Source organism: Candidatus Pelagibacter sp. Uisw_113 (genome assembly GCF_047717815.1).
Taxonomy (GTDB): domain Bacteria; phylum Pseudomonadota; class Alphaproteobacteria; order Pelagibacterales; family Pelagibacteraceae; genus Pelagibacter.
The window spans coordinates 667,088-687,171 of sequence record NZ_CP159809.1 but is presented as its reverse complement, the minus strand read 5'-3'; the positions used below and the strand labels follow the sequence as shown (position 1 = coordinate 687,171).

Annotated in this window: 18 protein-coding genes; 17 read left to right on the top strand and 1 reads right to left on the bottom strand. The window is 27.0% G+C overall.

Annotated elements, in window-relative coordinates; all coding sequences use genetic code 11:
- Window positions 1-2: 2 nt before the first annotated feature.
- From proS to lpxB, 17 genes are all read left to right on the top strand, one after another.
- The gene (gene proS / locus ABXT39_RS03780; protein WP_415294337.1) at window positions 3-1,337 is read left to right on the top strand and encodes a proline--tRNA ligase; all 1,335 of its coding nucleotides are present in this window, start codon (window positions 3-5) and stop codon (window positions 1,335-1,337) included.
- Window positions 1,334-2,566, top strand: coding sequence for an FtsX-like permease family protein (locus tag ABXT39_RS03775; protein WP_415294335.1), 1,233 nt, complete (start codon window positions 1,334-1,336; stop codon window positions 2,564-2,566). Before proS ends, ABXT39_RS03775 begins: the two co-directional genes overlap by 4 nt.
- On the top strand, window positions 2,559-3,245 hold the full coding sequence (locus ABXT39_RS03770; protein WP_415294334.1) for an ABC transporter ATP-binding protein: 687 nt from the start codon (window positions 2,559-2,561) through the stop codon (window positions 3,243-3,245). Before ABXT39_RS03775 ends, ABXT39_RS03770 begins: the two co-directional genes overlap by 8 nt.
- Window positions 3,229-6,645 (top strand): DNA polymerase III subunit alpha, encoded by a 3,417-nt coding sequence (gene dnaE / locus ABXT39_RS03765; RefSeq protein ID WP_415294332.1) that lies wholly within the window; start codon window positions 3,229-3,231, stop codon window positions 6,643-6,645. Before ABXT39_RS03770 ends, dnaE begins: the two co-directional genes overlap by 17 nt.
- Window positions 6,646-6,774: 129 nt before the next feature.
- Window positions 6,775-7,602, top strand: coding sequence for a 30S ribosomal protein S2 (gene rpsB / locus ABXT39_RS03760; protein ID WP_415294330.1), 828 nt, complete (start codon window positions 6,775-6,777; stop codon window positions 7,600-7,602).
- Window position 7,603: 1 nt separating this feature from the next.
- Window positions 7,604-8,455, top strand: coding sequence for a translation elongation factor Ts (tsf, locus tag ABXT39_RS03755; protein ID WP_415294329.1), 852 nt, complete (start codon window positions 7,604-7,606; stop codon window positions 8,453-8,455).
- Entirely contained in the window at window positions 8,456-9,007 is a 552-nt protein-coding gene (gene frr / locus ABXT39_RS03750) for a ribosome recycling factor (protein ID WP_415294328.1), read from the top strand.
- Window positions 9,004-9,684: a polyprenyl diphosphate synthase gene (uppS, locus tag ABXT39_RS03745; protein ID WP_415295911.1), complete on the top strand. Its 681-nt coding sequence runs from the start codon at window positions 9,004-9,006 to the stop codon at window positions 9,682-9,684. The genes frr and uppS overlap by 4 nt, the downstream gene beginning before the upstream one ends.
- Window positions 9,681-10,343 carry a phosphatidate cytidylyltransferase gene (locus ABXT39_RS03740; RefSeq protein WP_415295910.1) on the top strand — a complete coding sequence of 221 codons (663 nt, stop codon included), beginning with the start codon at window positions 9,681-9,683 and terminating at the stop codon, window positions 10,341-10,343. The genes uppS and ABXT39_RS03740 overlap by 4 nt, the downstream gene beginning before the upstream one ends.
- Before the next feature lie 3 nt (window positions 10,344-10,346).
- The gene (locus ABXT39_RS03735) at window positions 10,347-11,504 is read left to right on the top strand and encodes a 1-deoxy-D-xylulose-5-phosphate reductoisomerase (protein ID WP_415295909.1); all 1,158 of its coding nucleotides are present in this window, start codon (window positions 10,347-10,349) and stop codon (window positions 11,502-11,504) included.
- 8 nt (window positions 11,505-11,512) lie between these two features.
- On the top strand, window positions 11,513-13,753 hold the full coding sequence (gene bamA, locus ABXT39_RS03730; RefSeq protein ID WP_415295908.1) for an outer membrane protein assembly factor BamA: 2,241 nt from the start codon (window positions 11,513-11,515) through the stop codon (window positions 13,751-13,753).
- Window positions 13,754-13,805: 52 nt separating this feature from the next.
- Entirely contained in the window at window positions 13,806-14,267 is a 462-nt protein-coding gene (locus tag ABXT39_RS03725; RefSeq protein ID WP_415295907.1) for an OmpH family outer membrane protein, read from the top strand.
- Window positions 14,267-14,716, top strand: a complete 450-nt coding sequence (gene fabZ, locus ABXT39_RS03720) for a 3-hydroxyacyl-ACP dehydratase FabZ (protein ID WP_415295906.1) — start codon at window positions 14,267-14,269, stop codon at window positions 14,714-14,716. Before ABXT39_RS03725 ends, fabZ begins: the two co-directional genes overlap by 1 nt.
- 55 nt (window positions 14,717-14,771) lie before the next feature.
- Window positions 14,772-15,752, top strand: coding sequence for a UDP-3-O-(3-hydroxymyristoyl)glucosamine N-acyltransferase (gene lpxD / locus ABXT39_RS03715; RefSeq protein ID WP_415295905.1), 981 nt, complete (start codon window positions 14,772-14,774; stop codon window positions 15,750-15,752).
- Window positions 15,749-16,528: an acyl-ACP--UDP-N-acetylglucosamine O-acyltransferase gene (lpxA, locus tag ABXT39_RS03710; protein ID WP_415295904.1), complete on the top strand. Its 780-nt coding sequence runs from the start codon at window positions 15,749-15,751 to the stop codon at window positions 16,526-16,528. The genes lpxD and lpxA overlap by 4 nt, the downstream gene beginning before the upstream one ends.
- A 1-nt stretch (window position 16,529) precedes the next feature.
- Window positions 16,530-17,324 (top strand): LpxI family protein, encoded by a 795-nt coding sequence (locus ABXT39_RS03705; RefSeq protein ID WP_415295903.1) that lies wholly within the window; start codon window positions 16,530-16,532, stop codon window positions 17,322-17,324.
- Complete coding sequence (gene lpxB, locus ABXT39_RS03700) at window positions 17,321-18,451, top strand: lipid-A-disaccharide synthase (RefSeq protein ID WP_415295902.1); 1,131 nt, start codon at window positions 17,321-17,323, stop codon at window positions 18,449-18,451. The genes ABXT39_RS03705 and lpxB overlap by 4 nt, the downstream gene beginning before the upstream one ends.
- Before the next feature lie 238 nt (window positions 18,452-18,689).
- Here the strand turns inward: lpxB and gltX are convergent, their stop codons facing one another.
- Window positions 18,690-20,084 (bottom strand): glutamate--tRNA ligase, encoded by a 1,395-nt coding sequence (gltX, locus tag ABXT39_RS03695; protein WP_415295901.1) that lies wholly within the window; start codon window positions 20,082-20,084, stop codon window positions 18,690-18,692.

Below are 20,084 nucleotides of genomic sequence, written 5' to 3'. Positions count from 1 at the left end.
AAATGCACATTTCAAAATCATTCATACCAATATTAAAAAACAACCCATCAGAAGCAAAAATTAAATCACACCAGTTAATGTTAAGGGTTGGAATGATTAAGCAATCTTCTGCAGGTATTTACTCATGGCTACCTTTAGGTTTTAAAGTGATGAAAAAAATTGAACAAATAGTTAGAGAAGAACAGAACAAAATTGGTGCTCAAGAAATACTTATGCCAACTATCCAACCTAGTGATATTTGGAAAGAAAGCGGTCGTTACGACGACTATGGAGATGAAATGCTTCGTATTAAAGATAGACAAGGTAGAGAGATGCTCTATGGTCCAACTAACGAAGAGCTAGTTACAGATATATTTAGATCTAGTGTTAAATCTTATAAATCATTACCTCAATTATTGTATCACATACAATGGAAATTTAGAGACGAAGTTAGACCAAGATTTGGAATAATGAGAGGTAGAGAGTTTTATATGAAGGATGCATATTCGTTTGATGTAAATGATGAAGATGCTGCTTTCTCATATAATAAATTCTTTTTTTCATATTTAAAAACATTTAAAAGATTGGAACTTTCAGCAATACCAATGGCAGCTGATACGGGACCAATTGGTGGAAACCTTTCTCATGAATTTATTATTTTAGCAGACACTGGTGAAAGTAAAATTTTTACTGATAAAAGAATTTTTGATTTAGAATGTGAAGGATCTGTAATGGATAGACAATCTTTACAAGATTTAAGAAAAAAATATGAAAAATATTATGCTGTAGCTGATGAAAAATTTAATAAAGATGAATTTGAAGAAAAAGTATCTGAAGAAAATAGACTTATTACAAAAGGCATAGAAGTAGGTCACATTTTTTATTTTGGAGATAAGTATTCAAAAGCTTTAAATGCAGCTGTAGACCTTCCAGGTGGTAAAAAAGACTTTGTTAAAATGGGATCATATGGAATTGGTGTATCAAGACTAGTTGGTGCAATTATTGAAGCAAAATATGATGAAAAAGAAGAAGTAATGAAATGGCCATTCTCTGTGGCACCATATGAGCTTGCCATAATACCCATGATTAATAAAAATGACACATCAGCATTAGACAAAGCAAATAAACTTTTTAAGCATTTTGAAAGTAAAAATATTGATACTATTATTGATGATATGGATGAAAATCTTTCATCAAAAATTAAAAAATTTAATTTGATAGGTGTGCCTTATCAAATAATTTTAGGAAAAAATTCAGATGGTGATTTATTTGAGTTTAAAGAAATCGGAAAAGATCCCAAAAGTTTAACCATAGATCAAATAACTCAAATTTTAACTGAACAAAAATTAAAAAATTGATTTCTGCATTAGAAAAAGAAATTACACTTAGATATCTAAAAACCAGAAAAAAAGACGGTTTTTTAAATATAATATCTATTTTTTCATTTATTGGAATTAGCTTAGGAGTTGCAGTGTTAATTATTGTGATGTCCGTTATGAATGGCTTTAGAACTGAGTTAATTAATAAGATTGTAGGATTTAATGCTCATGTTACCGTTAAACCATATGAGAGCCCTATTGGTCTAGAACAATTAAATAATGAAAATTTAAAATTAATTTCAGAAGAATTAATACTTAGTAATTCTGGTGAAGCAATTGTCATTAGCAAAGACTACACTAAAGGCCTAATTTTAAGAGGTTATAGCAATGAAAACTTTCTAAAACTTGATGTTGTAAAAAAAGGAAACTTAATTGGTAAATCAAGTCAATTAACAAAGAATTCAATATCAATAGGTAAAGAATTAAGTTTTAATTTAGATCTTGGTGTAGGTGATAAAGTATCAATTATGTCTCCAGCAGGCATAGAAACGATTATAGGAAGCTTACCTAGACAAGAAACTTTTATTATTAGTTCAATCTTTGATAGTGGTTTAGCTGATTTTGATGCCAACATAGCTTTCATAAATTTAGACACATTGGAAAACTTTTTTAATCTTAAAAAAGAAAAGCGTAACCTAGAAATTTATTTGAATAACCCATCTAATATTGAAGAAGAAAAAAATAAAATACAAAAAATATTCAAAAATGAATTTGTATATAGTTGGGCCGATATGAATAGCTCATTATTTTCTGCTTTAAAGGTTGAAAGAAATGTAATGTTTATAGTCTTATCTTTGATTATTATAGTGGCTGCTTTTAATATTATTTCTGGGCTTACAATTCTGGTTAAAAATAAAACAAGAGATATAGCTATATTAAAATCTATCGGCGTCCTAAATAAATCCATTGTTAAGATATTTTTTCTTGTTGGAGTTATTATTGGAACTTCAGCAACATTCTTTGGAATTTTTTTAGGTGTAATGTTCTCATTGTATATAGAAAACTTGAGAGAATTTTTAAGCAATACTTTTAATATTAGTTTGTTTCCTGAGGAGATTTATTTTTTAAGCACAATGCCTTCAGAAATCAACTCAACTTCAATTTTTATTATTTCCCTTTGTTCGATCTTTATAACAATTATCGTTTCAATTTTTCCTGCAATAAAAGCTTCAAAATTAGACCCAGTTAAAGGACTTAAGTATGAATAATTTGATATTATTAAAGAACATATCAAAATCTTTTTCTAACAATAGAAAAATAAATGTTTTAAAAAAAATCAATTATTCCTTTGTAAAAGGTAAGATTTATTCTCTAGTTGGTCCATCTGGATCGGGAAAATCTACATTACTAAATGTTTTATCAATGATAGATAAGCCTACTAATGGCTCTTTGTTAATTGGTAATACACCAGTAAACTTTAACGATAATTCAAAAAATGATAAAATTAGATCAAGTAAAATTGGTATTATCTATCAACAAAATAATTTACTTCCAGATTTTACTGCATTAGAAAATGTTTATTTAGCTGGCCTAGCTTTAACCAATGACAAAAAGAATTCAATCAATCGAGCTAAAAAAATTATAAAAACAATGGGTCTTTCATCACGTGAGTCACATTTTCCTTCGGAATTATCAGGGGGTGAAATGCAAAGAATTGCTATGGCTAGAGCACTTATTAACGAACCTGAAATTATATTAGCAGACGAGCCTACTGGCAGTCTAGATCACACTACGGCCAAAGAGGTTTTTAATGTTTTGTATAATTTGAAAAATAAAAATAGATTAATAATCTATGCAACTCACAATAGATTTTTTGCAAATATGGCTGATTGCAAATTAGAAATGATTGATGGTAATATAAGAACTATCAATGCCAGAATTAAATAATCAAAATTTTAATCATTTAAAAATTCACACACAGTACTCAATCTGTGAAGGAGCTATTAAAATTGATAATTTAAAAGATTTTTGTAAAGAAAAAAAAATACCTTGTTTGGGTCTTTCAGACACATCTAATTTATGTGGTGCATTGGAGTTTGCTGAAAATATTTCTAAGGTTGGTACACAACCAATTATTGGCACTCAAATTTACTTTAGATTTGAAGATACGACAGGACTATTACCCTTGATAGCTCTTAACGAAAACGGATATAAGAAAATCATAGAACTCTCCTCAAGATCTTACCTTGAAAATGATGCTTTATCAGACCCTCATTTAGATATTAAGGAACTTTTAATTGATACAGAGGGTGTGTCCTTACTTTCTGGAACTATCCAAGGTTTATTTGGTAAATTATTTGAAAAAGGCCGTTTAGACGAAATATCTAAACTATATAAGAGTTTATCATCAAAATTTAATGATAATTTTTATTTAGAAATCCAAAGGCACGGTGATCAAAATGAAATTGCTTTTGAAAAATTCAATTTAGAACAATCTTTAAAAGTTAAAATACCAATTATTGCTACTAATGAAGTTTATTATTTAACACCTGACATGCACGAAGCACATGATGCGTTAACTTGCATTGGTTCTAAAACTTATGTTAATGAAAAAAATAGAATTAAATATAGTAACCAGCATTACTTTAAATCGAATGAAGAAATGTCAAAACTATTTTCTGATCTTCCAGAAGCTTTAGAAAATAACTTCAATTTGCCATTTAAATGTAATTTTAGACCACAATTTTCCAAACCTGTACTTCCAAATATTAGTTCTGAAAAAGGAGGTAGTGCTGATGAAATACTTAAAAATGATTCATTAGATGGATTGAAAGAAAAATTTCTTAAAGTTTTTAAGATTGAGGAAAGCAACTTAGAAACTGATAATAAATTTTTGAAATATAAGGACAGACTAGACCATGAGTTAAAAATTATAATTGAAATGAAATACCCTAGTTACTTTTTGATCGTATCTGACTACATTAAATGGGCTAAGAGTAACGATATTCCAGTAGGACCAGGTAGAGGTTCTGGGGCAGGCTCACTTGTTGCCTGGTGTTTATCTATTACAGATGTTGACCCAATTAAATTTAATTTAATTTTTGAAAGATTTTTAAATCCTGACCGTGTGTCAATGCCTGACTTTGATATAGATTTTTGTGAAGAAAAAAGAGATCTTGTTTTTAAATATTTAACTACAAAATATAAAGATAGTGTTGCTCATATAATTACATTTGGAAAATTAAAAGCAAGAATGGTTATTAGGGATGTTGGTAGAGTATTAGGTTTGCCATATGGTTTTGTAGATAGTATTTCAAAAATGATACCTTTTGATCCATCTAGACCTCAAAGTTTAACTGAGTGTATTAATAGCGAACCAAGACTTCAAAAATTAATCAATGAAGATCCTCGTGTAAAAAAATTAACTGATCTTTCTTTAAGATTAGAAGGTTTGAATAGAAATGTAGCAACTCATGCAGCAGGTGTTGTTATAGCTGATAGAAAATTAACAGAAGTTGTGCCTTTATACAAAGATGCTGCAGCAGATTTATTATTACCGTCTACACAATTTGACATGTATTCAGCAGAAAATGCTGGCCTAATCAAGTTTGATTTTTTAGGATTAAAGACTTTAACTGTAATTAATAGAACACAAAAGTTGATTAATAAAAAAGTTAAAAATTTTAAAATTGAAGATATAGACTTTGATGATCAGAAAGTTTTTGAACTTTTATCTTCTGGTAACACTGTAGGATTATTTCAAGTGGAAAGTGCGGGTATGCGTGAAGCATTATTAAAGATGAAACCCAATCATATTGAGGATATTATTGCACTAGTTGCTCTTTATCGTCCAGGACCCATGAGCAACATACCAGTTTATAATGACTGTAAACATGAAAGACAAACACCTGATTACTTACACCCACTACTTGAGGATATTTTAAAACCTACATATGGAGTTATTATTTATCAGGAACAGGTAATGCAAATAGCACAAAAACTATCAGGTTTTACCGCAGGTGAAGCTGACATTTTAAGAAGAGCTATGGGTAAAAAAAAAAGAGCTGAACTAGAAAAGCAGAAACAGGGATTTATTGCTGGTGCTCTTAAAAATGGAATTAGTAAAGATGTTGCAGCAAGTATATTTTTAAAAATTGAACCATTTGCTGAATATGGATTTAACAAAAGTCATGCTGCGGCTTATGCTATAATTTCTTATCAAACGGCATTTTTAAAAACTTATTATCCTAAAGAGTTTTTTTCTGCATCCATGACAATGGATATTTCAAATCAAAACAAATTGGGCGAATTTCATGAAGAGCTTAAAAGAATTGACATTAAAGTTATACGACCTGATATTAACAAGTGCTTTGCAGATTTTCAGTTTGATGAGAATAACTTTTATTATGCGCTTGGTGGAATTAAAAGTGTTGGTTATGAAGCGATATCAAATGTTGTTAAAGAAAGAAAAGAAAATGGTGAATTTAAATCTATAAATGATTTTTTAAATAGAGTTAAACCTAAAGATATTAATAAGCTCCAATTAGAAGGTTTAGTTAAAGCAGGAGCCTTTGATAATATAGATAACAATAGGCAAGCATTATTTAATTCAATTCCAAATTTTATTTTAAAGACAAAAAATATTTATGAAAACAAAGCAGCAAATCAAATTGATCTTTTTGGCACTGATGAAGAACAAGATAATGAAATAGTTCTTAATATCGATGACTGGAAATTTGAAGATCGATTATCAAGAGAATTTGAAGCTATTGGTTTTTTTATATCTGACCATCCTTTAAATCAATTTAAAGAAATTTTTGATGATTATAAAATAGTTGATTACGCAAAATTTAATCTAGACGATACTTTAAAAGATGCAAATATTGCAGCCACACTTTTAAAAATTACCGAAAGGAAAACTGCAAAAGGTAATTCATACGGTGTTATTAAGTTTACTGATTTAACTAGTGTTTTTGAGCTTTTTATTTTTTCTGATATTTTGGAATTGAATAGAGAGGCTTTAGTTGAGGGTAGCTCTTTAATCATAACCTTGAGCAAAACCATTTCTAACGATGAGAACAAGTTTAAAAGAATAAATGTTCAAAAAATATCATCTCTTAAAGATCTCTTTAATAAGCCTGTTAATGAAATTGTATTTAATATTAAATCAATTAAAGACATCGATAAAATATCTGATTTAGTTAATGAAGAGGGTACAACTGAGGTAAGAATCAATATCAACAATGAAAGCAACGAGATTACATTCAAACTTAAAAATAAACGTCTTATTGATAGGAAAACCATCAATATCTTAAGAAACAATGATATTTCTACTATTATTCATTAAAAAAGACTTGTTTATTCAATAAATAATTTGTAAATAACTATTAAATTAAATTAACACGCACACAGTTTGTGGTTTTATACCTCCGGTCCTTAAATGGAAATTACTGTGGTGGCTTAACCGGGAATAAATATGAAAATACCAAGTCTAACTATCCAACAACTACTAGAAGCAGGCGTTCACTTAGGTCACAAAACCTTAAGATGGAATCCAAAAATGAAAAAATATATTTTTGGAAAAAGAGATTCAATTCACATTATAGATTTAACCCAAACATTGGAGTTAACAAATGTAGCTTTAGAAAAAGTTTATAATACGATCGCCAATAATGGTAAAATTCTTTTTGTGTCTACGAAAAAACAAGCATCAGAGGCTATTGCAGAAGTTGCAAAGGAAACTGGACAATATTTTGTAAATTATAGATGGCTAGGAGGAATGTTAACAAACTGGGGAACAATTTCTGGATCGATTAAAAAAATGAAAAAATATGAAGCTGATCTTGTGGCTGAAAATAGAGGTTTTACCAAAAAAGAACTTCTTAAAATGAGTGTAAAAAAAGACAAGCTTGAAAGATCACTTGGTGGTATTGCGGATATGAAAAAAATTCCAGATTTAGTATTTATTATTGATACAAATTATGAATCTTTAGCTATAGCAGAGTCATCAAAGTTACGTATACCTATTATGGCTATTTTGGACAGTAACTCTAACCCAGATGGAATAGACTTTCCAATCCCAGGTAATGATGATGCAAGAAGATCAATTGATCTTTATTGTAATTTAATTAAAGAAACTATTGAAAATGCAAAAATAGCTACACCATCAAAAGCAGAAGAAAAACCAGATGCTGTAGACCTTAAATCAACACCTAATGAAAAATCCACTAAGACCATTCAAGAACTAGATAGAGAAAAATTAGACACTAAATTTTCAAAACACGAAAAGGAAAAACTAAACTAATATGAGTGACTTACAAAAAGTAAAACAATTGAGAGAAGCAACAGGCGCTGGATTTAAAGATTGTAATATAGCAGTAAAAGAGTCTGATGGAGATTTAGATAAAGCGGTGGAAATTTTAAGAGTTAAAGGAATTTCTAAAGCTTCTAAAAAAATGTCTAGAGATGCAAAAGAAGGTGTTATTGCAACTTCTGGAGATGTAAATAAAATTTCAGTTCTGGAATTAAATTGTGAGACAGACTTTGTTGCTAAAAATGATGATTTTGTTTCATTTGCCAAAGAATTAAGTGAACTTAATAACGAAAATGACTCTGACTTAGAAAAATTGAATAAATCTAAAATGTCAAATGATCAAACTGTTGAAGACAACCTTGTTTCGCTGATATCAAAAATGGGCGAAAAAATAACAATTGGTAAAACAAAAACATTTAACCAACCTGGAACTAAAAATTTTAATTACTTACACACAGTGGTTAAAGACAATCTGTCTAAACTTTCGGTTATAATATCCATTCAAACATCTGATGATGGAGATGCTGTCAAAGCTTTTGGTAAACAACTTTCCATGCATATAGCTGCATCTAAACCTTTGGCTTTAAATTCAGAATCAATTGATAAAGACATCCTTAAAAAAGAGCAAGATCTTGTTACTGAAGAGCTTAAAAATTCAGGAAAATCTGATGATATTGTGCAAAAAATTAGCCTTGGTAAAATGACTAAATTTAAACAAGATAATGCCTTACTTACTCAAGCCTGGGTAATGGAACCTAAAAAGAAAGTACAAGAAGTATTAAAAGATCTTAATATATCAGATCTAAAAATTAATGACTTCTATAGAATTAAAATAGGTGAATAAATGTTTAATGATAAATTATACAGCCAGAAAATGGATAAAACCATTGAGGTTTTTTCAAAAGAACTAACTTCGCTAAGAACTGGAAGGGCTAACGCATCAATGTTAGATCTTGTTAAAGTAGATGTTTATGGTCAAGTAATGCCATTAAATCAAGTATCAAGCATAACAACCCCTGATGCACGAACAATTAATATACAAGTTTGGGATTTAAATAATGTTCCATTAGTAGATACTGCTATTAAAAAATCTGAGCTTGGTTTAAATCCTCAAATAGATGGTCAATTGATTAGATTACCTGTGCCAGATTTAAATGAAGAGAGAAGGGCAGAAATTAAAAAAATTATAAAGTCAATTGGTGAAAAATGCAAAATTTCAATTAGAAACATAAGACGTGAAGCTAATGATGAATTAAAAAATCTAGTTAAAAATAAAGAAATTAGCGAAGATGATGAAAAAAAAAATGAAAAAAATGTACAAACATTTACAGACGACCACATTAAAACAATAGACCAAAAAGTTGAAGCTAAAGAAAAAGAAATAATGACCATATGAACCCAATCAAACATGTCGCCATCATTATGGATGGAAACGGCAGATGGGGCATTAAAAACAAAGGTTCAAGAAATTCTGGTCATAGGGCAGGTTTGAATACAGTTGAAACGATTATTGAAGAGTGTATTGAAAAAAAAATACAATATTTGACACTTTATACATTTTCTACTGAAAATTGGAAAAGACCTAAAAAAGAAATAGATTTTTTATTCAATTTATTACAGAATTTTTTAAAACACAAAATTGAAAATATAATAAAAAAAAAAATAAAACTTAATTTTATTGGTGAATTAAATCAATTACCATCAGCACTTAAAGATTTAATAAAGTTATCTGAAAAAAAAACAAAAAAAAATCAATTAATTCAGGTTAATATTGCGTTAAATTATGGATCAAAAAGTGAACTACTAAGAGCAATAAAATTAATTAATAAAAAAAAATTGATAATAAATGAAAAAAATATTGATAAAAATTTATTTACTAACAAGATTACAAATCCAGATATACTAATAAGAACAGGGAACACCAAAAGATTAAGCAACTTTATGCTTTGGCAAATGGCATATACAGAAATTTTTTTTGAAAAAAAACTTTGGCCTGATTTTAATAAAAAAGATTTTAGAATTATTCTGAATAGCTTTAAAATTATAAAAAGAAATTTTGGATCTGTTAAATGAATTCTGAATTAAGAAAAAGAATATTTACCTCATTAGTTTTAACCTCTCTACTTACAGCCATGTTTTTATATTCTTATATAATGGTAGTAACGTTAATTACGATTGCTATAATTATTTGGGTAGAGTTTTATGCATTAATATCAAAAATCTTTAAAAAAAATTCTATTAAAGATAAAGTTTTTAGATTTTTATATAAATTAATTTCATTATTATATTTATCATTTTTAGTTTATCTAATTTTTTCAATAGAATCTCATTATAAAGATTTAAAAATATATCTTTTGTATACGGTGCTTGTGGCAATATTATCTGATATTGGTGGACTAGTAGTCGGAAAAATTTTTAAAGGTAAAAAACTTACAAAAATAAGTCCTAAAAAAACTGTATCTGGATCTATTGGTTCTTTTATTTTTTCATTTTCTTTAATTCCACTTTTTTATGAAAAATATATAGAATATGATCTTTTAATATTAACATTAATAACATTGCTAATATCATTTATAACACAGTTGGGTGACTTGTTTATTTCTTATCTTAAGAGAAAAGCAAAAGTTAAAGACACAAGTAATATATTACCAGGACATGGGGGATTTCTTGATAGGGTTGATGGTATAATTTTTGCAATCCCAGTTGGAGTTTTATTATTTAATTTATCTTAAAATATGAAAAAAAAAATTGCAATACTTGGCTCAACTGGATCAATCGGAAAGACAACTATTGCAATTCTTAAAAAAAATAAAGACAAATATAAGATAGTTCTTTTAACTAGCAATAAGAATATAAATGAACTGATTAAACAGTCAAAGTTTTTTAATGTAAAAAATTTAATAGTTACTGATAAAAAAAAATTTAACTTATTAAAAAAAAAATTAATTAATAAGAAAATTAATATTTTTAATGATTTTAATAGTTTTAATAAAATTTTTAATAATAAGATTGATTATACAATGAGCTCCATCTCTGGTTTAGAGGGTCTTAAACCAACGTTAGATATAATAAAATTTACAAAAAAAATTGCTATTGCTAATAAAGAATCCATAATATGTGGATGGAATTTAATTAATCAAAAATTGATTAAATATAAAACTATTTTTATACCAGTTGACTCGGAACATTTTTCGATTTGGTCACTGATAAATAATTCAAATAAAGATACAATTGATGAAATAATTATTACAGCTTCTGGGGGGCCTTTTTTAAAAACTCCAGTTAAAAATTTAAAGAATGTAAGTATAAGTCAGGCTTTAAAACATCCAAATTGGGCTATGGGTAAAAAAATATCTATAGATTCTGCAACTATGATGAATAAAGTATTTGAAGTTATAGAAGCTCAAAAAATTTTTAATATATCAATTAAAAAATTTAAGATTTTAATACACCCCAGGTCTTACTTACACGCAATTGTAAAGTTTAATAATGGTTTAATAAAAATGTTAATTCACGATACTAATATGTCTATACCAATTTTTAATTCTATTAATGATAATGAAGAAATAAAAACAAATAAAATAAATTATTCAATACTTAATAATCTCTCATTATCATTAATATCCAAAGAGAAATATCCTTCAATTAAAATTTTAGAAAATTTAGATAATAGAAATTCTCTATATGAAACGGCCATAGTCTCTGTAAATGATGAGCTTGTAAGTCTTTTCATTAATAAAAAAATAAAATTTACTGAAATATCAAAAAATTTAGAAAAGATTCTTAATTATAAAGAAATTTTAAAATTTAAACATAAATCACCTAAAAATTTTGAAGAAATTATACGTTTTAGTAAATATGTAAGATTGAAAACTTTAGAACATTGTATATGATAAATTCTATGCATATATTTATACGTACATTATTTATAATTATTTTTTTAATTACCAATACCTATGCTGAAAAAATTGAAAAATTTTCCATCATTGGTAATTCTAGGATAGCTGATGAAACTATTGTTTTGTTTTCTAACAAAAAAATTAATCAAGATGTTAATGAGGATGACTTAAATGAAGTCTTAAAAAACCTTTATCAGACTGACTTTTTTAAAAATGTTAGTGTTGAATTTAATGATAATATTTTAACTATTAATGTTATTGAAAACCCAATTATTCAAACAATTAATATTACGGGTAAAAAAACATCTAAATTTCAAGACCAACTTTATGAAATAATGTCTTTGAGAGAGAAAAGCTCTTATGTAAAAGACAATGTTTCAAAAGACTTACTGAAAATTAATAATTTTTTGAAATTTTCAGGGTTTTATTTTTCAAAAGTAGAAGTTGAATTAATAGAAAATGACAATAACTCAGTAAACCTAACATACGATATCATTCTTGGACAAAAAGCTTTAATTAGAAATATTTTTTTTACAGGTGAAAAAGTTTATAAAGATAATCTCCTTAAAAGCTTAATTATTTCTGAAGAAAGTAAATTCTGGAAATTTTTATCAGGAAAAAAATACCTTGATGCGAGAAGAATTGAAGTAGATAAAAATTTATTAAAAAATTATTATCTTAATAATGGTTATTATAATGTAAAAATTAACAGCTCTTCAGTTAGTTTTAGAGACGATGGTGGATTTAATTTAACTTATAATATTAATTCAGGTTCAAAATTTTATTTTAATGACCTTAATCTTAATATTCCAGCTGATTATAATAAAAAAAATTTTCGATTAATTGATAAAAAACTTATTGAATTAAAAAATCAACCTTATTCATTTAAAAAGATTAAACAAATCTTAGATGATATTGATAATTTAGCTCTAACAAAACAATATGAATTTATTAATGCCAGTATTGATGAAAAAATAATTAATTCAAATAAATTGAACGTATCAATTATAGTTAATGAAACAAAAAAATTTTATGTAGATCGTATTAACATTAATGGTAACGACATCACACAAGAGACAGTTATAAGAAACATGTTAGTTGTAGATGAGGGCGATCCATTTAATGAACTATTAAATAAAAAATCTATTAATAACATTAAAAGCTCTGGTTTATTTTCTTCAGTTGATTTTGAGATAATTGAAAGTAAAGATCAAACTCATAAAATCATGGACATATTTGTAGAGGAAAGGCCCAGTGGTGAAATTTCAGCAGGTGCTGGCGTAGGAACTAGCGGTTCAACTATAACTTTTGGTGTTAAAGAAGGCAATTTTAATGGCAAAGGAATTAAAACAAATACAAGCATTAATATTGCATCTGATAGTGTTAATGGAGGTCTTAGTTTTGAAATACCTAATTATAAATATAGTAACAATACACTAAATGGTGATGTTTCTAGAACTGTTACTGATTTATTAAATACTTCGGGTTTTAAAAATTCATCTAATAGAATTTCTTTTGGAACAGCCTTTGAACAAAAACAAAATTTATTTTTTTCTCCAAGTATTAGCTTAAACTACGAAAAATTAGAGACCTCTGCAATAGCTTCATCAGCGCTCAAAAAACAAGCTGATGATTATTATGATGTGAATTTAGATTACGCTGTCATGTATGATCAGCGAAATTCAACTTTTAAACCTTCTAATGGCTATTTATCAATATTTAGACAGCAATTACCGCTGCTATCAAATAGCTATTCATTAGTAAATAGTTACGAGATAAGTAAGTATAAAGAAATCACAGACAATATGATAGGTCTTATAAGATTTAAGATTAAATCTATTAATTCTCTAGGATCAGATGATATTAGAGTGTCAAAAAGAATAAATATCAAGGAAAATGAATTAAGGGGTTTTAAATCAGGAAAAATTGGTCCTAAAGATAATAATGATTATATAGGTGGTAACTATACATCTTCAGTTTCTTTAGTAACTACCTTGCCTAAATTTTTACCACAACTTCAAAATATTGATTTCAATTTATTTCTTGATGTGGCAAATGTTTGGGGGGTTGATTACAATAGTTCTCTGGAAAATAAATCCAATGATATTAAATCTGCAACAGGGCTTACTATTGATATACTTACGCCCATAGGACCCTTAAACTTTGTTTTTGCTCAACCTATTTCTAAATCACCAACGGACCAAACTGAAGGCTTCAGATTTAATCTAGGCACTTCTTTTTAATGAAAAAATTTACATTATTAAAAATTATCTTTTTTTTTTTTATATTACACCATTGATAGCAAGTGATTTTTTCTTCATTGATATGGAAAGACTAATTAATCAATCAGAAGCTGGTATAAATATAAATAAAAAAATAAAACAATTACAAGAATTTAAAACTATTAAAATTAAAAAAAATCAAGATAATTTGAAGAAAAAAGAATCTGACTTAATTAATCAAAAGAATATAATATCTCCTGAACTATTCGATAAAAATTTATTGGCCCATAAAAAAGAAATTAATGAATTTAGAAAAATGAGAGATATGGAACGTAAGGATTTTGAAAATAAAAAAATAGAGTATACAAGTAAATTATTAAATGTGATTAACCCAATATTAAAAGATTATGTAAAGTCAAAAAATATTTCAATTTTATTAGAAAAAAAAAATATTATTTTAGGTGCTAATGAATTTGACATAACTAATGAAATTATTAAGATTTTAAATATTAAAATTAACGATATTAAATTATAATGATAATTAAATTAAATAAAAATGATATAATAAACTTGTTGCCTCACAGAGAGCCAATGTTGTTGATAGATGAGTTAATTAATATTAAAAAACTTTTTTCAGCAACGGCTATTGTTTATGTTAAAAAAGATAGTTTCTTTTTACAGGGTCATTTTCCAGGAAACCCTGTTATGCCTGGTGTTTTAATTGTTGAAGCATTTGGGCAGGCAGCTGCAGCTCTTACTGCTCATGGTATTGATAAAGAAACTTATGAAAATAAGCTTGTTTTTTTAATGGGTATTGAAAAAGCAAGATTTAGAAGTCCTGTTATTCCAGACTGTAAATTAGAACTCAATATTGAAGCTACTAGATCTCATGGTAGAGTATGGAAATATAAAGGAGAAGCTTTCGTCGAAGGTAAGAAAATGGCGGATGCCCAATGGTCAGCAACTATAGTTGATCGAAAATAATTAGTAATAATTGTTGATAAGTAAATATTAATAACTTTGATAAAAAACTTTATCAATGATTAATCCATTTTTTAAGAATAAAGGTCCTATAAAAATTGACGACATTTTAATTTCTGCAAATATTAGTAATAAATATAAATATATTGAAACAAATATTTTAGATGTCAAAGATCTTGTTGCAGCATCAAATACAGATATTACCTTTTTTCACTCAAAAAAATATGAAGCTGCGGCTTCAATCACTAGAGCTGCTTATTGCATAACAACTAAACAATTATCCAATATATTACCAAAAAATTGTAAACCTATAGAGGTTGATAATGTCCTTATCTCTACTGCAATGATTACTAAAATATTTTATCCAGATTCTGTTACTGATGACTTTGATCCTCAAACTAATAATATTGAAAAAACTATTTTACATAAGACTGTAAAGCATGGCCAAAATGTATTGGTAGGAAAAAATATTAAAATTGGGACTAATTCTTCAATAGGACATAATTCAATAATTGAAAGTAATGTAATTATTGGTGATAATTGCTCAATAGGATCTAACGTTATTATCAGAAATACTTTAATTAAAAATAATGTTTATATTTTAGATGGATGTATAATTGGGAAAAAAGGTTTTGGTTTCTTCCCAAATAAAAATGGAAATACTAGATACCCCCACATAGGAATCGTAATAATTGAAGATAATTGTGAAATAGGATGTGGTTCTACAATTGATAGAGGCTCTCTATCGAATACTATTATTGGAAAAAATACTTTTTTAGATAATCAAGTACACATAGCACACAATAATAAGATTGGTGAAAACTGTATTATCGCTGGTCAAGTTGGTTTTGCTGGAAGCTCTACATTAGGGAATAATGTAATGATTGGTGGGCAAGCAGGAATATCAGGTCACTTAAAAGTTGGTAATAATGTACAAATAGGTGGTGGTTCAGGGGTTATTAAGAATATTCCAGATAACTCTAAAGTAATGGGTTACCCTGCTAGAGATTTAAAAAAATTTATTAAGGATAATCAATGATACACAAAACCGCAATTGTAGATTCAAACGCTAAAATTTCTTCAAATATTACAATAGGAGCTTATTCCGTAATAGGTCCAGATGTAGAGATTGATGAAAATACAATTATTCAGTCTCATGTTAATATTTCAGGACACACAAAAATTGGTAAAGAAAATAAAATTTATCCATTTGCATCCATTGGTAACGACCCACAAGATTTAAAGTATAATGGTGAAGAAACTAGATTAATTATTGGTGATAAAAATACTATTAGAGAGTATGTTACAATAAACCCTGGCACTATAGGTGGTGGTGAAAAAACACTAATAGGAGATAATTGTCTTTTTATGATTTCATCACATGTTGCGCATGATTGTTTAGTAGGAAATAACGTCATTATTGCTAATAATGTACCTTTAGGTGGACATGCCATAATAGAAGATAATGTGGTTATAGGTGGAAATTCTGCAGTCCAACAATTTACTAGAATAGGTAAAATGGCAATGATTGGTGGAATGACGGGTGTTTTGAACGATGTTATACCCTATGGACTATCAACTGGTAACAGAAATTCTTTACAAGGGTTAAACTTGATTGGTTTGAGAAGATCTAAGTTCGAAAATAAAGAAATTTTAGGTTTGAGCGAAGCTTATAAGAAAATCTTTGCAACAAAAAATATAATGGAAAATATAAGTAGTTTAAATGGTTCCTTTAAAGAGAACGCATTAGTAACAGAGGTAATCGAATTTATTACAAAAGATAAAAAAAGATCTATTTGCACTCCATTTTCATGAAATGATAGGCTTAATTTTCGGTGATACAGATTTTCCAATTAAAATTCTTAAAACAATTAAGAAAAAAAAAATAAACTATTTGATAATAGATTTATCAAAATCAAAAAGGTTTAAAAAAGATAAAAGATCTTATTCCGTTTCTATTGGTCAATTTGGTAAGATAATCAATATTTTGAAAGAAAATAACTGTAAAAAAGTCATGTTTGCTGGCAAAGTTAATAAACCTAATTTTTCTAAATTAAAATTAGACTTTAAAGGAATATATTATACTCCAAGAATAATTAGAGCATCAAAACTTGGAGATGCAGCCATTCTCAAAGAAATCATAAAAATATTAACTCATCACAAGATCAAAACAGAAAGTTCTCTAAGATTTAACCCTGAACTCAACCTTAAAAAGGGAAACTATTCAAAGATCAAACCTAACAATCATGATAAATTAGACATCAAGAAAGCAATTAACACTTTAAATAATTTAGGGCAATACAATTTTAGCCAAGGTGTTGTTGTAAGAAATAAAAAAGTTGTTCTAATTGAGGGAATTAGTGGAACTGAAAAAATGCTTAAAAATAGTAAAAGTAAAAAATTCAGAAATCATGGGGTTTTAGTTAAATTTCCTAAAAAAAAACAAGATCTCAGAGTCGACCTACCAACCATTGGTTTAAAAACTTTAAAACAAAGTAAAATTGCTGGACTAAAAGGTATAGTTGTTAAAAGTAAACAAAATGTTTTTTTAGATAAAAAAAAATGCATTAACTTTGCTAATAAAAATAAAATGTTCATTACCGTAAAATGAAAAAAATATTTATTATAACTGGTGAGCCTTCAGGAGATAAACTTGCTTCAAAAGTAATCTCCAAACTTAAAAATAATAATTCTAACATTGAATATTTATGTGTTGGTGGAACACATTTGAACTCATTGGGTATTAAGTCAATTTTTGATCTAAAAGAAATAACATACATTGGTTTTACTAGTGTTTTGTTTAATATTTTCAAAATTAAAAGTAAAATAAATAAAACAGTTGATGAAATAGTAAAATTTAATCCAGATATTTTATTTAGTGTTGATAGTCCCGATTTTACTTTGAGAGTTGCTGAGAAAGTAAAAATATTGAATAAAAGGATTAAAACTATCCACTATGTTGCTCCACAGGTATGGGTTTGGAGAGAGGGTAGAGTTAAAAAATTTAAAAAATTTTTAGACCATGTATTACTTTTATTTGATTTTGAAAAAAAATATTTTGAAAAAGAGAATATTCCCAATACATTTGTTGGACACCCTTTATTAGAAAATATCATAAAATCTAAAATTGACCTTTCATCATTAATCTCAAAAGAGAAAAAGATAATATCAATATTTGCCGGAAGCAGAAGTTCTGAGACCAAAGTTCTTTTACCGATTTTGTCTGATTTTATTAAATTGATGAACAAACAATCTAGTGATTATTGTTTTATTTTTCATGCTACAGATGAAAATAAAGAAATGGTTGCAAGTTTTCTAAAAAATAATTTATTAAATAATGCTCAAGCTGTTTCTGATGAAAATATTAAATCACATATTTTATCTAGTTCTATATTCGCTGTAGTAAAATCTGGCACAGTATCTCTTGAAGTATGCAACGCAAATATACCATCTATTATAATCTATAAGACTAATATGATTAATTATTTAATTATGAAATTATTAGTTAAAGTAAAATTTGCTAATATTATAAATATTATAAATAATAAGGAAATTATTCCAGAATTATTACAAAGTGAATGCAATGCAAAAGAAATTTATAATTCTGTAAATTACCTTCTAAACCATCCTGATTTATTAAAATCTCAAATAAATGATGTTAATAAAACTTTAAAAAACATTAAGTTAGAAGTTTCTTCATCTGATAAAATTTCAACTATTTTATCACAATATCTTTAATTTTTTACAATAATCTTTTTTTATAAATATTATGCCTTCTATTAAAATTAAATTATTTACTATAATATTTTTTTCAAGCCATTTATCAATGCCTATCTTTACTCCTCATCTTTAAAAGTTAAAATAGGATTTAAATTTAAAAAGTAAATAGTTTGATTTATAGTCTTAGTGCAATGAGACTTCAAAGAAGTAATGAAAACTTTGAAAATTATCTAAATATTTACATCTTAAAAAATTTTTAGAATCTTTTATTTAATCTTCTTTTAACTTCTTCTTTACCTAATGACATGATTATATCATAAATGCCTGGACCAAACTTTGAACCTGTTAAAACTATTCTTAATGGTTGCCCAACACCTTTAAAATTTGTTTCGTGAGTTTTTATAAGATTATTTACTACAGGTTCTAATGTTTCTTTATTTAGAGCTTCCAAAACATCAATATCTTTATTAAATTCAGATATTATCTTTTTTGCTTTATCATCGATAAGTTTTAAATCTTCTTGATTAAAGTTTACTTGATCAAAGATAATATATTTAGCATTATTATATATATCTTCTAGAGTCTTAGCTTTATTTTTAAGAAACAATAATGCTGCTTTAATTTTTTCTTCTCTATCAGATTTAATTTTTTCTTTGTATAGTTCACAATAAGCAAAAAGATGATTATAAAGCTCATTCTCATCTATATTTTTAATATAGTGCTCATTCATTGATAAAATTCTACTCATATCTAATTTAGATGGAGATTTACCAATACCTTCTAAATTAAAATGTTGAATACTTTCATCTAGGGTAAATATCTCTTTATCTTCAAAAGACCATCCAAGTCTTAGAAGATAGTTTCTGAGTGCATCAGGCATTATTCCAATTTTAGAATAGTCGTCTAACGTCGAGGCATTATCTCTTTTAGACAGTTTTTTACCTTCTATAGTATGAATAAGAGGTATATGTGCAAATTGAGGTAGCTCCCATTTCATAGCTAAGTATATTTGCATTTGTTTAAAAGTATTAATCTTATGGTCATCTCCCCTAATAATATGAGACATGCCCATTTGATGATCGTCTACTGTTGCTGATAAATTGTATGTTGGTGTGCCATCATTTCTTAAAATTATAAAATCTTCTATTGTAGTATTTTCTATCTCAACATTACCTTGAACTAAATCTCTTAGTACAGCAGATCCTTCAATTTTACTTTTAAATCTAATTACAGGCTTAATATCTTTTGGAGCATCTGCTTTAGTAAGATCTCTCCATTTTCTATTATATATATAAGGAAGTTTTTTTTGTCTGGCTCTTTTTTTTTGTTCTTCAATTTCTTCCATAGAGCAATAACATTCATATGCATGTCCATTTTTAAGTAACTCATTTGCAATATTTATATGATCATTTATCTTGGTTGATTGTATGTATTCATCGCCTTCATATTCAATGCCAATCCATTTTAAAGATTTAATAATTTGAATTTTGTACTCATCTTTAGATCTTTCCTTGTCTGTATCTTCAATTCTTAAATGAAAGGTTCCATTTTTATTTTTTGAATATAGCCAGTTAAATAAAGCAGTTCTTACGCCACCAATATGTAAAGCTCCAGTAGGTGAGGGAGCAAATCTTGTTGCTACTTTTGACAT

Excerpts from the sequence above, each read along its gene's own strand:
- gltX (WP_415295901.1), bottom strand. The coding sequence starts at position 20,084 with ATGTCAAAAGTAGCAACAAGATTTGCTCCCTCACCTACTGGAGCTTTA.
- bamA (WP_415295908.1), top strand. The coding sequence starts at position 11,513 with ATGCATATATTTATACGTACATTATTTATAATTATTTTTTTAATTACC.
- uppS (WP_415295911.1), top strand. The coding sequence starts at position 9,004 with ATGAACCCAATCAAACATGTCGCCATCATTATGGATGGAAACGGCAGA.
- lpxA (WP_415295904.1), top strand. The coding sequence starts at position 15,749 with ATGATACACAAAACCGCAATTGTAGATTCAAACGCTAAAATTTCTTCA.
- fabZ (WP_415295906.1), top strand. The coding sequence starts at position 14,267 with ATGATAATTAAATTAAATAAAAATGATATAATAAACTTGTTGCCTCAC.
- ABXT39_RS03705 (WP_415295903.1), top strand. The coding sequence starts at position 16,530 with ATGATAGGCTTAATTTTCGGTGATACAGATTTTCCAATTAAAATTCTT.
- ABXT39_RS03740 (WP_415295910.1), top strand. The coding sequence starts at position 9,681 with ATGAATTCTGAATTAAGAAAAAGAATATTTACCTCATTAGTTTTAACC.
- proS (WP_415294337.1), top strand. The coding sequence starts at position 3 with ATGCACATTTCAAAATCATTCATACCAATATTAAAAAACAACCCATCA.
- lpxB (WP_415295902.1), top strand. The coding sequence starts at position 17,321 with ATGAAAAAAATATTTATTATAACTGGTGAGCCTTCAGGAGATAAACTT.
- ABXT39_RS03735 (WP_415295909.1), top strand. The coding sequence starts at position 10,347 with ATGAAAAAAAAAATTGCAATACTTGGCTCAACTGGATCAATCGGAAAG.
- ABXT39_RS03770 (WP_415294334.1), top strand. The coding sequence starts at position 2,559 with ATGAATAATTTGATATTATTAAAGAACATATCAAAATCTTTTTCTAAC.
- frr (WP_415294328.1), top strand. The coding sequence starts at position 8,456 with ATGTTTAATGATAAATTATACAGCCAGAAAATGGATAAAACCATTGAG.
- lpxD (WP_415295905.1), top strand. The coding sequence starts at position 14,772 with ATGATTAATCCATTTTTTAAGAATAAAGGTCCTATAAAAATTGACGAC.
- dnaE (WP_415294332.1), top strand. The coding sequence starts at position 3,229 with ATGCCAGAATTAAATAATCAAAATTTTAATCATTTAAAAATTCACACA.
- rpsB (WP_415294330.1), top strand. The coding sequence starts at position 6,775 with ATGAAAATACCAAGTCTAACTATCCAACAACTACTAGAAGCAGGCGTT.
- tsf (WP_415294329.1), top strand. The coding sequence starts at position 7,604 with ATGAGTGACTTACAAAAAGTAAAACAATTGAGAGAAGCAACAGGCGCT.